This window comes from Streptomyces sp. NBC_00557 (genome assembly GCF_036345995.1).
In the GTDB taxonomy this organism is placed as follows: domain Bacteria; phylum Actinomycetota; class Actinomycetes; order Streptomycetales; family Streptomycetaceae; genus Streptomyces.
In genome coordinates this window covers 8,438,956-8,452,491 of the sequence record NZ_CP107796.1, presented here as the reverse complement: position 1 = coordinate 8,452,491, position 13,536 = coordinate 8,438,956, and the positions used below count along the sequence as shown (strand labels likewise).

Sequence of the window (13,536 nt, the reverse complement as noted above, 5' to 3'; positions counted from 1 at the left end):
CCAGTGGATCAGCGCCCGGGATCGCTGTGGGGATCAGGTGCCGCTTGCGTCCTTTGATCTTCTTGCCGGCGTCCGACGCCCGGGCTGATCTCGGACACGTTTGTCGAGGACTTCAGGCTTTGGGCGTCCACCACGTACTCGCCGGCACAGTCGCCGAGCTGGAAATGATCGTGGGCTTCGACGACGACCTGGCCGGCGAGGCCACCCGCATCAGCAACCGGCTGCGCGGCCTGCTCACCCAGATCCACCCGCACCGGGAGCGAGTCCTCGGCCCCCGAATCCAGCACCCGGCCGTCCTGAGGCTGCTGGACCAGTTCGGGTCCCCGGCCGAGATCCGCAAGGCCGGACGCCTACGGCTGGTCAGCCTGATGCGTTCCAAGGCCCCGCACATAGCCGAGCGATTGGTCGAGGACATCTTCACGGGCCTTGGACGAGCAGACCGTCGTGGTGCCCGGCACCGACGCGGCCGCGCTGATCGTTCCCAGCCTCGCCAACTCGCTCCAAGCCGTCCTCGACCAGCGCAAACTCCTCGCCACACGGATCGAGGAACTGCTGGAGGACCACCCTCTAATGCAGTTCGGAGCGGATGCCTTGGGTCCTTCTGACCGTTGAGGTCCATAACAAGACTGGCGCCGCTTCGGCGAGCTTCGTGGTGATCCGACGGGTGCCGGGTGACTCCGCCCCCTCTTCGGCACGGCGATGCCCCGAGCTACTCACGAGTGCTTACCTGCAGCGCTCCCAATCCAAGCATGTACACGTCACGCACAGATCGTGACTCGACGCAGGGCAACAGGAAGGCCAGCGTCCGGGTCTGACAACAAAGCACCGACTTCCTCGTGGAACTCGTGGCCCCCGCAGGTAATTGGCGTGATCCAGCTGCGCCATGTCGCCTCCACAGTGTTGCGATCCGTCCGTCGTAGTCATGTCCTTCAGGACTGGCATGGACGCGCAGGTAGATGGGGTCGTCGTTGCCGGCGGGCCGAGGGGCCGCACGCGTCCGGTCAACTGCCCCATTCTGTACGCGGGTTTCCCCGGCCGCAGGACAGGGGAGTACTGTCGGCGCCGGGTGGGCGGGGGAGGTATCTGTGCGGGAGACCATTGGGCGACACGGCAGTGCGGCGTACGCCGTCCTGGCTGTCGCCCTGCTCGTCGCATGGCTTCCCCTCACCAGCCTGACCGCGATGGCCCTGTTCGTCCTTGGCTACGACAAGGGCTACCAGGACGACGGCGGCTACGGGTTCTCTGACGTGCTGGACCTGCTCGGCGTCCTGCTGATCGCCCTGCTCATCGCCTACGCCCGCGCCCGCGCTCGTACTCCGCAACACGCCGAACCGGTCAGGCCCGGGGCCGCGAGGCCCGCGCCGGTGCGGGCGGGGAAGGGCAGCTCGGTGCGCATCCAGGCATGCCTGGTGGTGGCCGAGTGCCTGGGCGGTGGGCTCCTCGCGGCGGCGACCGGCGCCGACCTCATTTCCTGCGCGCTGACCGGTGCCGGCGTGTCACTGCTGGTCACAGGATTGCTCCTCGGCACCTGGATCCGCGGCCTGCCACGCCCCGCTGCGGCGCCGCCGCGCAGGGGCACCGGATGGGGTTCGGTGCGCCCTCCACGAGGGGGCGCGGGTTTCGGATCCGTACGTCAGCCAAGTGGGCCCGCGTCCACGCCGCGCCAGGGCCCGGAGTCGGTGCCACCGGATCCCGGCATGTTCCGCGGGCGTCCTCCCGCGCCGGGCGACGTCTGGTTCGCCGAGCTTCCTTTCGACGACGGCACCGGCTCGAAGGACAGGCCATGTCTGGTGGTGCGCACCTTCCGCCATCACGCCCAGGTGCTCAAGGTCACCAGCGCCGACAAGAGCGGCCGCCCCGACTATGTGCGGATGCCGGTGGCCTCCTGGGACCCGACCGCCGTACGGGACAGCTGGCTTGAGCCGGCCCCGCTGCGCGAACTGCCCTACGAGGCGTTCCGGCGGCTCGCCGGGCCGTGCGACACCGGTGTCTGGGAGCAGGTGAAGCGCCGCCACGGCGTTCGCTGAGCGCTTCCCACTTACGGCATCGGAGCCGTCTTGGATAACCCCGTTCAGCGGGCTCAGCCTTCGCCCTAACCGGTGGCTTGGTGCTGCCGTGCTCGGTTGCGTGCTTGCCCTGCGGGCGGACGGGGAGGGCCTGCGGAGTGGTGAGGATGAGCTGGGCGTCGGTGCCGGCGATCTTCGCACACACGGTAAGGACGGCGTTTGCGAGGCGTTCGCCCTCCGGGCCGCCGCCCAGTCCGTCGAGGGGCGCGTCGAGCCACTGGCAGCAGGGCAGGAGGACAAGCGGCATGCTGCGGGCGGCTTCGAGGGCCATGAGGTGGTAGGCGGTGTGGGCGATGCTCACCAGTGCGGCCGAGCGGGCCAGTTGCTTCAGGGACCTGTTGTTGATCTCGGGGGCGAAGGTTCTCGGATCGATCACGGCACTGCGGATCTTGTCGGGCGCCATGGGGACAGCGATGTCCGCGAAGATCTGGTCATCAAGGTCATGACGTCCCTGTCCGGCTCACCACCCATGCGGGACCAGCAGTAAACTGACATCTGATGCCGAAAGACCGCCAACCTGCAACGACATCGTCCGAGCAGGACGCGACGCCACTCCAGGGCGCCGCATGGCTGCCGCACGGCTATCGGCTCGACCCCCACTCGCATGCCGAGGGGCAGCTCGTCTACGCCGCCGCCGGCGCGCTGGCCACCGCCACGGAGCGCGGAACATGGGTCGCGCCCGCCAACCGGGTTACCTGGACACCCCCGCACTTCGCGCACTCCCACCGCTTCTACGGCCGGACCGACGTACGCGTCCTCCAAGTCCCGCTCGACCTGTGCGCACAGCTCGTGGACCACCCGAGCGTCTTCGCAGTCAGCCCGCTGCTGCGTGAAACGCTCCTCGCCCTCACCGGCAGCCCGGAGCGACGGCCCGGTGCGCACCGGCGGCTGCTCGCCGTCATCGTGGACGAGCTGGTCGACGCCGCAGAGCAGTCCCTCCACCTGCCGGAAGCCAATGACGACCGGCTCCGCGCCGCCACCGCGCTGCTGCACGAGGACCCTGCCCAATCCACGACCCTGGCCGAACTGGGCCGCAGAGTGGGGGCCGGCGAGCGCACCCTGAGCCGCCTGTTCCAGACCGAGCTGGGCATGAGCTTCCACCGCTGGCGCACCACCCTGCGCATCCACCACGCGCTGGCCCACCTCACCGACGGAATGTCGGTGACGGAGACCGCGCTGGCGTGCGGCTGGTCCAACCCCTCCAGCTTCATCGACGCCTTCACCGAGGTCGTCGGTCAGACACCCGGCCGCTACCAGCTCGAACTACGCCGCCACTCCTGACCGCCAGCGCCGGCGCCTGCACAGCTCAGGCGCTGGCGGCGGCCTCATCCTCCAAGATGGCGGCTTTTCGGTATCTGCTGTCCCATCACCGGTGGTGCGCATGCCAGGCGTTGCCCGAGGGTGATGACCGTACTCAACACCACCCGGACGTCGGAGGGCTGGTGGGCGGCCATGCCGCCACCAGCCCTCGCCCTGAGCACGGAGGCTCGCACACCCATGACCACGACACACGACGAAACGACAGTCGTCATCATCGGAGCCGGCGTCGCCGGCCTGACTCTTGGCAACTTTCTGCTGCGCAACGGCATCGACTGCATCGTGCTGGAGAAGCACCCCCGCTCCTACGTCGAGAAGCGCCAGCGCGCCGGGACCATCGACACCTTCGGAGTGCGCATGTTCCGCGAGTGGGGCCTGGAGGAAGTCCTGGCGGGCGACCCGATCCCGCACAGCGAGGGCGGCTTCTACATCGACGGCCACGCGATGCCGATCGACGTGGACGACAACAACGAGAGCCTGTACTGCCCGCAGCAGGTCCTCGTGCGCAACCTCACCGAGCTGTTCCTGCGCGAGGGAGGCGACCTGCGCTACGAAGCCGCCGACGTCACCCTGGTCAACATCACCAAGGGTCGCCCCGTCGTGCGCTACCGGGATGCCGACGGTACGGCGCGGGCTGTCGACTGCGACTTCATCGCCGGCTGCGACGGCTTCCACGGCGTCTCGCGCCGCAGCATCCCCGCCTCCGCCCTGACCGAGTACTCCCACGCGTACGGCTACTCCTGGCTCAGCGTCCTGGCCGCCACCCCGACCCGCCCGTCCGGCATGGCCATCCACGAACTGGGCCTGGCCGGCATGATCCCCCGCGGCCCGGAGGCCAGCCGCATCTACCTCCAGTGCGCGGTCGACGACACCCCCGACCAGTGGCCGGACGAGCGCATCTGGAGCGAGCTGGAGGCCCGCTTCGGCACCCCACCCTCGCGCGGCGAGATCCTGTCCAAGCAGATCGTGCCCCTGCGCAGCGTGGTCTTCGCCCCGATGAGCTACGGCAAGCTCTACCTCCTGGGCGACGCCGCCCACATCGTCCCGCCGATGAGCGCCAAGGGCATACACCTGGCCCTCCACGACGCCGAGGTCTTCGCCCGAGCCGTGATCCGCCAGGCGAAGGAGGGTGACTCCAGCCTCCTCGACAGCTACTCGGAGACCTGCCTGCCGCACATCTGGAACTACCAGGCGTTCGCGATGTGGATCACCGACACCATGCACAATGCCGGATTCGCCGGCTTCGAGGGTGAGTTCAAGAAGCAGATCGCCCGCGCCGAGCTCCAGCGCCAGTTCGCCTCGGAATCGGCGAACAAGCTGTTCAGCGAACTCACCGCCGGAACCAACTAGTCCACACCTCCTCCTCGATCATGCTGTGTCGTCATCGTCCCATTCCGCAGCCTCCGGATCGCGCAGCGGGCGCAAGACGCCTGCGGCCGGGACGCTGGCGGTGAAGCTTTGACTTCCGCTCCCCCATCTAAAGGTGGGGGATTCCTACCACGGTCGTCCGACCGTCTCGGTGGGTTCCTGTTTCACCGCGCTGTGCGGGCACGGGTGCCCGTCTTACCTGCGCTCCGCAGACACCTCAGGCGGTTAACACGTCAAGCGGCGACCGAGAGTTCGGTGGGGAAGGCCGTGTTCTCATCGAACAGCGTGCGCTTCTGGAGGCAGTGGTAGAGCTGGCCGATCATGCGGTTGAACAAGTTGCGCTGTGCGGAGGCGTGCCAGTCTCCGTGGTCGTCGCGGCGGCGACGCTAGTGGGCCTTGGCGCCGGGTGAGGCGGTGATGGCGGAGAAGGCCCACAGATAACCGGCGTGGTTGAGGCGGTCGTTCTTCACCCACCGGCGGGTGATCGACGACTTCTTGCCGGAGGCACGGGTGATGGGTGAGGAGCCGGCGTATGCCTTCAGCCCGCGGGCGTCGGCGAACCTACTGCGGTCGTCTCCGATCTCGGCGAGCACCCGGGCGCCGAGTTGGACGCCGAGACCAGGGAAGCTGAGGATCACGTCAGCGTCCGGGTGCTGAGGGAAAACCTCCTCGACCGCCTCGGCGAGGTCGTCGGCTGCCGTGCAGGCGGCCTCCAATTGGACCAGCAGGGCCAGCATCTGCTTGCCGATCTCGTCCACCCGCTCCAGCGCACGGGCGAACGCCGTGCCCGTCGTCCGCGTCGGCGGCCGACGCGGACGTTCCAGCTCCGAGAACCGCGCTACCCTCCGGCCTCACCAGCGTCGCCACCAGTTGCCCCGGCAACTCCCTATCCGCCCGGGCCGCCGCCCTGGCGACGGCAGCGTGCAACCGCTTCTGCGCGACCGTCCGGACCTGCAAGACCTGCCGCGCCAGCACACTCACCCCAGGCAGCAGCACCCGGTTCCGGCGCAGCCACCCCACCGCCTGATGGAACAGCGCCACCGGCCCCTCCGCGTGCGTCCACGCTCGCCCCTGCAGGAAGCTGCGGAACTTCCGGGACCACTCCGCATCGTCGTACGGGTGATAGCCGTAGGCGTCCCGGATCTCCCACGCGTGCTCGTACGCCGGCCCAGGCGTTCCTTGCAGTGCGCGGTCAGCGCCTCAGACGCCTCCCGCACCGCGACCCGGTACTGGTGGGTCGTCCAGTGCGCGGCCGCCGCCGTCCAGATCACCTCATGGAGTTCGGAAAGGGGCGCACCCCCGCGTCGCTGACTCCGGCGCCGCCTCCACCTCGCTGATCATCGCGCTCAGGCGTCCCGGGCCCTCGCCGCCGTGGCACGGACCTTCTGAGGAGTGAAAAGCGCCCTCGGGGCCGACATCAACGACCAGTTCTCGATCGGGTCAACGACACCGATCCCGGCGACACGCATACTCGCCCCCGTGACGGCGACCGCCCGCGCAGCACCTGCTTACGGCGGGACCCGTGACGCCCCCTTTTCGACGACGCAGACCAGCCGGTACCCGTGCCGGTGCGGGTCGTGCCGCCCGCCGACCCGGTGCTGGGTACCCGGAGCAGGAGGTCCTCGCGCGGTTGTGGAGGGGGCGGCAGACCCAGACGGGCTGGATACACCTCGTGGAGCTCCCCTCCAGGATCGCTGGGCCGTGGCTGATGTCGGTAAGGAGGGCATCAGGTTGGGCTTGAGCGGGTCATCGGCCCTTCTCGGTGAGCATGTTGATCAGGCCGTGGGCCGTGTTGTCGGCGGAGTCGATCCCGGGCATCTCGTCGGTGGCGGTCTCGGCGCTGCGGCGGAACATGGTCTGCTCGTACTCGGTGAGCGCCGTTTCGATGTCGTCGGGGTGCGCGGCGAGGGCTTCACCGAGTTCGGCGCCGTCGAGCATGGCCAGGTTGGCGCCCTCGCCGTTGGGAGCCGCGAGGTGGGCGGCGTCGCCGAGCAGGGTCACCCCGGGCACCCGGTCCCACCGGTGCCCGGTCGGAAGAGCGTAGAGGGGGCGCCACACCGGTGCGACGTCGCTGTCGGTGATCAGTGCGGTGAGCTCCGGCGCCCAGCCGTCGAATTCCTGCGCGATCCGCGCGGTGGCCGTGGCGGCATCGGCGAAATCGATGGCGGCGAACCAGTCCTGCGGCTCGGACAGCCCCACGTAGGCGTGCACAGTGTCGTCCTTTTCCCGGTGAGCGAAGATCTCCCTGCCCGGCGAGGGTGCGATCAGCATCCCGCCGCCGACCGCTTTCGCGGCGGCCGGGTGCCGTGTGCCGGCGTCGAACAGGTAGGTCTCGACGACCGATGTACCGATGTACTCGGGTGTGGCGGTGGACAGCAGCGGCCGGACCCGTGACCACGCGCCGTCCGCGCCGACCAGCAGGCTGGTGACGGCGCTGCCGCCGTCGGCGAACGTCACCTCGTGGCGCCCCTCGCCGAGGGCACGGGTGCGGCTGACCTTGTGCCCCCACTGCACGGTGCCTGCCGGGAGCGAGTCGAGCAGGACCTGTCGCAGGTCGCCGCGCTGCACCTCAGGGCGCCCGCCCGTGCCGTCGTCGGCTTGGTCGAGCAGGACAGTCCCGTCCGGATCGAGGACCCGCAGCGCCTGGCGGCCCTCCAGAACGATGGCGTGGAACTCCTCCATCAGCCCGGCCGCCTTGAGTGCGAGCTGCCCGTTGTAGTCGTGGATGTCGAGCAGTCCGCCCTGCGCGCGCGCCGAGGGAGAGGACTCCGCCTCGTAGACCGTGACCGGGATTCCGTGAACGTGCAGGACGCGGGCCAGTGTGAGTCCGCCGAGTCCGGCGCCGACGATCGTGACTGGGGTGTGCATGGTGACTCCTTCTGGATCGGGCCGCCCGGTGAGCTCCGGCCGGCCGTCCCTGGAAAGGTGCCAGCCCCCGCCGACGAGCCACCGACATCCGACCGACAGTGCTCCGACATACCACCGGCACCGCAGATCAGATGGCTGTCAGGTGGACACGTTCCCCTGGTTGAGCCCGCAGCCAAGTGGTGACGACGAGCGGTGATGGCCGATTTCAAGGCCCTGCCCGCACTGATGGCGATATCCGAATCGCCCCACCCTGTGCTCAAGCGTTCGCCAGACCTGCTCGCTTTGCTTCCCCACGTAGCAGCGGGTGCGCGCGTTGCTGCATGCAAGCAGTGATCACATAACGGGCCGTTCAGCCATGAGTACGACATGATCGGCTTCCACGTCGAACCCGAGCACTGGGTGGCCGTAGTCGCCCTCTGGATCCATCAGTACCGGCTTGCCAAGCCGACGACCGATGCCGCGAAGGAAACGGCAGAAGACGTCGAGTCGCTCCTGGCCCTGAATCTCCCGCACGTCCACATCAAAGTCGATCTCCTCGGCTGCATGGAAGCGGAAGATCGCCAGCACCTCGATTGACGGCCAGACCCGCAGCTCGGGGCGTTCGGCGTCGGCCGGACGGGAGAGCACTGTCTGTGCTGGTGGCACCGGCAGCACAGTCTCGCCCTCGGAGTACCTGCACTTCCAGTCACGTTCAGCGACGAGGTCGAGGAGTGCCTGCCAGTCCTCCACCGACGCATCCGGGACACGCGCGTCCGGAAGCGAACCCATCAGGTCAGGGTCGAAGAAGCACGCAACGTCAGCCCACAGCACATCAGACACCCCGTCATACTGCCCGGCAGTCCATCGCGACGCAGCCCGTTTTCCCTGATGGACCGCGCAGGGCCCCCTGCGCTGACGTGCAGCGTGGAGTTCGCCCAGGCGCTGGCGAAGCAGGGGCTAGGCGGTGCGGCGGCCCGCCGCGTCCGCAGCCTCGTCTATGGAGCGCGTCCTCGCCGACGACCTACCCGCACTGCACTCCCTGGTCACCGGCCTGCACCGGGACCAGGACGCCGTCGTCGCCGGCCTATCAAGCTCCCGGAGCTCGGGCCAGGTCGAAGGAAAGACTCCTGCCCAGGGCGGTACGGGGTAGGCGGCGCAGCCGTCGGTGTAGCGGGCACGGTCGTGCGGGGGACGGAACGGGGCGGTGACCGCCGCAGTCGCGGCGACCGCCGCCCCGACGCCAGCACGCACTCTCTTATGCGCTCCCGTTCCACCAACCACGGTCACCGGCCGGTGTATCGGGGATCAGCGGTACGGTGCGCCTGTGCTCATTGCGAGATTACGTACCAGCCCGTGAGGAGGGAGGAGTTCACGCTGGTGCAGTAGGCGTACGACCAGTGGTAGCTGCTGCCCGAGGCAGGAACGTCGTTGCCGTGGACGTACTTTCCGTTCATACAGTGCGCCCACGCTTGGACGTAATACCCCGCGGGGTAGCCCTTGCAGCCGTAGCCGTAGGTGTTGCTGTCCTGCCAGTGAGTGCACGAACCAGCGTTTGGCCCGGCGGTGGCGGCCTTGGTGACGGCGGAGTCCGGGTGGGAAGGGGCGGCCTGAGCCGATCCCGCAGGCGTGGCGAGCATCATCGCGCCACTTACGCCGAGGGTGAGTAGTGCTGCTGAAATCCTTGTTCGCATCTGCTAGTCCTCTCGTCCAGATTGCGCGGCTGGGCATCTCACAGGCACGGGGTGACTGGACCCCCGTGGCCGGCACGCACATTGACACGATCCGATGGCCGACCCCCGTGAAGCCGTTCGGCGCAGACCCGGTAACAGGTTTCCGGGATGGGGTGTTGTTGCGCATGCCCCTTCCCTGCCGTGCAACAAATCTCCAAAGTGTCCGTGCATTCGCGGATTTCCCGAAAGCCGCAGTTCAGCGAGGTTGGAGCGGGTCCGTCCGCCTGATCCGGCATCTGCGCGCCTTCACTGGTACGTTCCCGCAGTCCCGGGGGAGCTGGCCGACCCTCCAGGAGCCGGGGCTGGAAGAGTGGTGGCGGCGCTCCCTGCTCCCCCCGCGTGATCGCGCAGTCGTCCCCATCTCATCGCGCACCGTGTACTGCGAGTACGACCTTCCCGAACTGCTGGCCCGGCCGCGATGATGGAGATATTTGGTTGGGTCTCCCCGCCCGATGCTCGTGGCGACCTCGGAGTCGCTCGACTCGTTTCCCCAGGCGGACCCACGCTGGCCTGCGGCCGGATGCCACAAGAGGGGGCCCGACAGCCGGCCAGCACCAGGGCCGCGGTGGCCGGTCCAGGAAGCGCGCAACGCATCGCGCCACGGCCGCCTTCGGGCGTGCGGTGGTCCAGTCGGAGACGATGGCCTGCTGTGCCGCGGCAAGGCTGACCTTCCGCGAGCAGACGGCAGCGTGGATCTTGGTCTCCACCGGGTCCTTATAGGGTCCGGCTTCAAAGATCATCGCGCGGTGGATCATGGTCAGGTGATACGTCGCCATGAACTCACCGACCAGGAGCGGAGTTACTCGCTCCGCTGATACCACGTGCCGTCAGGGGGCCGCCACGCGTCGCGGACCGGCAGGTCCTCAACGGCATGGTCTGCACGATCCGGACCGGTGTCTCCTGGCGTGACCTGCCGGACCGCTACGGGCCGTGGAAAACGGTCTACACCCGCTTCCGCCGCTACGCCCTCGCCTGCGTCTTCACCCGGGCTCTGCAGCAGATCCACGCCCAGGCGGACGCAGCCGACGACATCGACCGGCTGGTCCAGATCGACTCCACCGTCGTCCGCGCCCACCAGCACGTCGGCACCGGCTGAAAACAGGGCAGCGCCACCAGGACGAACCGGACGATCACGCCCTCGGTCGATCCCGAGGCGGACCGACCACCACATTCCACCTCGCCTGCGACGGCAAAGGACGCCCGCTCGCGATCCTGCTGACGCCCGGCCAACGCCACGACAGCATCTGCGCGCCCGCTACTCGAACGCATCCGCGTTCCCCGCACCGGCCTGGGCCGACCACGCTGCAGGCCCGACCGTGCCATCGCAGACAAGGCCTACAGCTCCCGTGGATTCCGCTCCTACCTGCGTGAAACGCGGCATCGCACACACCATCCCGGAGAAGGCGGACCAACAACGGCATCGCTACAACCGCGTCCGCCGCGGCGGCACACCACCACGATTCGACCGGCAGATCTACCGCCGACGCAACATGATCGAGCACTGCTTCAACCGGCTCAAGGGCTTCCGCGGCATTGCCACCCGATACGAAAAGACCGCCACCCCCTACGAGGCCGGCGGTCACGCTCGCGTCATTCCTGCTGTGGGCAAGATCCGTTTGAAGACGGACCCTAGTTCATAGAAGCCAGCTCGGGTTGTCAGTGGGCAGGAAGGTCCCGAAGAGAGACTCGTACTCATCGCCCGACTCGGTCACCACCACGTGGCCCGGTTCGGTGCTGGTCACTGCGTCCCGCAGCCGGGCGACGAGCTCAGGCACGGACACCTGGCGCAACGACAGAGCCGCAGCGACACGGGCCCGGTGTTCGGCGATCTCGGGCTCGTCCCGCACCCGGTCCCGCTCAAGGAGCACAGCGGCGGCCCCCATGGCCTCCAAACTCCCGCCGCCGGAGAACTTCAGACAGTCCTGCCAGACAGCCAGGCCAGTGATGATCTCCAACGCTGCCTTCAAGTCGCCAGCGATCACACCGCCCTGTCCCTCAGAACTCGCGAACACCACGGGCCGCCGCCCGTCCTCGTCATGGCACAGAAAGAAGGTTCCGCCAGCCCAGTCACCGGCGATGGCCTCCAGCGCGGCACCCGAGGCCGCTCGGACCGCCTCACCGTGATCACCGCGGAAGATCCCGAACTCGAAGGACGAATGCAATAGGTCAGCGATGCCGGGGGTGTCCCGGATCAATGCGAGCAAATGATCGGTTGAGGTCATGGCGCGGACCCTAACAGGAGCAACTGACACGGCTCCGGGCCACTCGTTGAGCTAGTTCAGAGAAGAATCCCAAAGCGCGAAAGCGTCCGAGACCGTCGGCAAGGACAGCCGCGGCTACGACGGCGCCGAGAAAATCAGTGGCCGCAAGCGGCACCTGGTCATCGACACCCGCGGCCTGGTCCTGCTCGTCATGGTCACCCCCGCCGACGTCCAGGACCGCGACGCCGCCAAGGAGATCCTGTTCCGGCTGCAACTGATGCACCCCGAGATCGCCACCGTCTGGGCCGGCTCCGGCTATGCCGGACAGCTGGTGACCTGGGCCAAGGACCGCCTGAACATCACCCTGAAAACTGTACGCAGGCCGCCGAACACTGCCGGCTTCATCGTCCTGCCCCACCGCTGGGTCGTCGAACGCTCCCTGTCCTGGATCATGCGGGCCCGCCGGCACTGCCGGGGCCACGAACGACTCCCGCACGTCGGCGAGTCACTGATCAACTGGCCGTCCATCACGCTGATGACGCGCCGGCTCGCCCGGAAACCGGCGCGACCGTCACGACCGACGTTCTCCACCGTCAGCCGCGCCAGCAGCGCCAGCGTCTCCTCCGTCGCGCCCTGCGCGGCCGCGGCGACAGCGCCTGGTCCAGCTCCGCCGTCAGCACCGCCTCGGCCATCAGGTCCTCGGCTGCGCTGCGAGTCGCACACGCCTCGCACCACCCGGCCGCCTCCGGCTTGCCGCAGCCGGCGCACGGCTGCGCCCGCCGGGCCTGCTCGGCTGCCTCGGCTTCGGCGCGGGCCCGCTACGGCCTCCTGGCGCCGCTCCCGCTCGAAGGCGGCCCGCTCCCGGTGTGCCTGGTCGTGCACCAGCTGGTCGTGGACCGCCGCGCGCAGCTGCTCCTCGTACGCCACCCGCCGCTCCTCCGACGTGGTGTGAGGCAGGGCGGCAAGCCCTGTGGCATGGCCAGCTTGCCCCGTCAGCCAGCCGATGGCGCGCGGCGGGTCGAGCACCTGGACCTCGTTGACCACCTGGTAGTCACCATCCCACCTGCATGGCGGCGGCTCCGGGCCGGCATCGGCCGTCGCCGGTCACCAGGCACTCCACCGGTCAGGGGGCCGGTGTGACGTCTTCCCGAGGGACTCGGTCCGGCTCCGTGGCCGGGGCTTCCCCCGTGCGGATACTGCCCGCTGAGGCCAGAGCCACCGCCGCGACGCCGGCCCACTGGGGCGCGGCGAGGTGCTGGCCCAGAAGGATCAGTCCGAGCAGCGCGCCGACCGCCGGTTCCAGGCTGGTGAGCACGCCGAAGACGCGGGGTGGGACCCGGCGCAGGGCTTCCAGGTGAAAGGTGTAGGGCAGGACGCTGGAGAGGACGGCCACGGCGGCGGCGACGGCGAGCGTGCCCGGTGCGAGAAGGTGGGAGCCGGCCTGTGCGATGCCGTACGGCAGGCTCAGCAGTGCTCCCCAGGTGACGGCCAGGGCGAGGCCCCGGCCGTCGGGGATGCGCTCGGCCAGTCGTTTGCCGACCAGGATGTATCCGCCCCAGCAGCACCCGGCGACAGCGGCGCAGACGGCCCCGGCCGGGTTCAGGGCCGTACCGGAGTGGCTGAGCAGGACGACACCGGTGGCCGCGAGGCACGCCCACAGCAGGTCGGGGGCGCGCCGGGAGCCGCACAGGGCGATGGCGAACGGGCCGAGGAACTCCAGGGTGGTGGCGGCGCCGAGGGGAAGCCGGTCGACCGCTTCGTAGTAGGCGAGGTGGTGCAGTGCGAGGAGGGTGCCCGCGGCGGCGGTGGTGCCGAGGGTGGCCCGGTCGGCTCGGATCCGTGGTCGCCACACGGCGGTGAGCACGAGCGCGGCGAGGCACAGCCGCAGGGTCACCACCCCGGCCGGGCCCACGGCAGGGTAGAGGCGGGTGGTGAGCGCTGCCCCGCCCTGGAGGCCGAGCACACCGCCCATCACGAGGCCCGGGGCGGGCACGGCCCGGAGTCCTC

General features: G+C 69.1%; 10 protein-coding genes and 5 pseudogenes. 7 read left to right on the top strand and 8 right to left on the bottom strand.

The genetic code is table 11. From position 1 onward, the window contains the following. Window positions 1–71: 71 nt before the first annotated feature. From OG956_RS37750 to OG956_RS37730, 5 genes and pseudogenes are all read left to right on the top strand, one after another. Window positions 72–576, top strand: a pseudogene (locus OG956_RS37750) (IS110 family transposase); the annotation flags it as partial. Between the two features lie 509 nt (window positions 577–1,085). Next, complete coding sequence (locus OG956_RS37745) at window positions 1,086–2,027, top strand: hypothetical protein (RefSeq protein ID WP_330342502.1); 942 nt, start codon at window positions 1,086–1,088, stop codon at window positions 2,025–2,027. Window positions 2,028–2,127: 100 nt separating this feature from the next. Then, a complete protein-coding gene (locus tag OG956_RS37740) occupies window positions 2,128–2,553 on the top strand; it encodes a hypothetical protein (protein WP_330342501.1) in 426 nt (141 codons plus the stop codon). A gap of 11 nt (window positions 2,554–2,564) precedes the next feature. Next, on the top strand, window positions 2,565–3,347 hold the full coding sequence (locus OG956_RS37735) for a helix-turn-helix domain-containing protein (RefSeq protein WP_330342500.1): 783 nt from the start codon (window positions 2,565–2,567) through the stop codon (window positions 3,345–3,347). 216 nt (window positions 3,348–3,563) lie between these two features. Beyond that, a complete protein-coding gene (locus OG956_RS37730) occupies window positions 3,564–4,733 on the top strand; it encodes a 4-hydroxybenzoate 3-monooxygenase (RefSeq protein WP_330342499.1) in 1,170 nt (389 codons plus the stop codon). 251 nt (window positions 4,734–4,984) lie between these two features. Here the strand turns inward: OG956_RS37730 and OG956_RS37725 are convergent. The 6 genes and pseudogenes from OG956_RS37725 to OG956_RS37700 form a co-directional block, all read right to left on the bottom strand. Next, window positions 4,985–5,506 (bottom strand): annotated as a pseudogene (locus OG956_RS37725) (transposase); the annotation flags it as partial. Then, window positions 5,391–5,894: a DUF4158 domain-containing protein gene (locus tag OG956_RS40365; RefSeq protein ID WP_443065707.1), complete on the bottom strand. Its 504-nt coding sequence runs from the start codon at window positions 5,892–5,894 to the stop codon at window positions 5,391–5,393. The gene OG956_RS40365 and the pseudogene OG956_RS37725, both read right to left, overlap by 116 nt. 71 nt (window positions 5,895–5,965) lie before the next feature. Then, a pseudogene (locus OG956_RS37715) lies at window positions 5,966–6,022 on the bottom strand (hypothetical protein); the annotation flags it as partial. 475 nt (window positions 6,023–6,497) lie between these two features. After that, window positions 6,498–7,619 (bottom strand): FAD-dependent oxidoreductase, encoded by a 1,122-nt coding sequence (locus tag OG956_RS37710; RefSeq protein ID WP_330342498.1) that lies wholly within the window; start codon window positions 7,617–7,619, stop codon window positions 6,498–6,500. A gap of 333 nt (window positions 7,620–7,952) precedes the next feature. After that, a complete protein-coding gene (locus tag OG956_RS37705; RefSeq protein ID WP_330342497.1) occupies window positions 7,953–8,438 on the bottom strand; it encodes a hypothetical protein in 486 nt (161 codons plus the stop codon). Between the two features lie 488 nt (window positions 8,439–8,926). Next, a complete protein-coding gene (locus OG956_RS37700) occupies window positions 8,927–9,052 on the bottom strand; it encodes a hypothetical protein (protein ID WP_330342496.1) in 126 nt (41 codons plus the stop codon). Window positions 9,053–10,089: 1,037 nt separating this feature from the next. Between OG956_RS37700 and OG956_RS37695 the strand changes: the two are divergent. Further along, window positions 10,090–10,948, top strand: a pseudogene (locus OG956_RS37695) (IS5 family transposase). Between the two features lie 14 nt (window positions 10,949–10,962). On the opposite strand, the gene OG956_RS37690 reads toward OG956_RS37695, so the two are convergent. Next, entirely contained in the window at window positions 10,963–11,550 is a 588-nt protein-coding gene (locus OG956_RS37690) for a hypothetical protein (RefSeq protein ID WP_330342495.1), read from the bottom strand. 79 nt (window positions 11,551–11,629) lie between these two features. On the opposite strand from OG956_RS37690, the pseudogene OG956_RS40360 reads away from it, so the two are divergent. After that, a pseudogene (locus OG956_RS40360) lies at window positions 11,630–12,481 on the top strand (transposase); the annotation flags it as partial. 171 nt (window positions 12,482–12,652) lie between these two features. Here OG956_RS40360 and OG956_RS37680 read toward each other — a convergent pair. Beyond that, complete coding sequence (locus OG956_RS37680; RefSeq protein ID WP_330342494.1) at window positions 12,653–13,522, bottom strand: EamA family transporter; 870 nt, start codon at window positions 13,520–13,522, stop codon at window positions 12,653–12,655. Window positions 13,523–13,536: the final 14 nt, after the last annotated feature.

Excerpts from the sequence above, each read along its gene's own strand:
- OG956_RS37735 (WP_330342500.1), top strand. The coding sequence starts at position 2,565 with ATGCCGAAAGACCGCCAACCTGCAACGACATCGTCCGAGCAGGACGCG.
- OG956_RS37730 (WP_330342499.1), top strand. The coding sequence starts at position 3,564 with ATGACCACGACACACGACGAAACGACAGTCGTCATCATCGGAGCCGGC.
- OG956_RS37710 (WP_330342498.1), bottom strand. The coding sequence starts at position 7,619 with ATGCACACCCCAGTCACGATCGTCGGCGCCGGACTCGGCGGACTCACA.
- OG956_RS37700 (WP_330342496.1), bottom strand. The coding sequence starts at position 9,052 with ATGAACGGAAAGTACGTCCACGGCAACGACGTTCCTGCCTCGGGCAGC.
- OG956_RS37690 (WP_330342495.1), bottom strand. The coding sequence starts at position 11,550 with ATGACCTCAACCGATCATTTGCTCGCATTGATCCGGGACACCCCCGGC.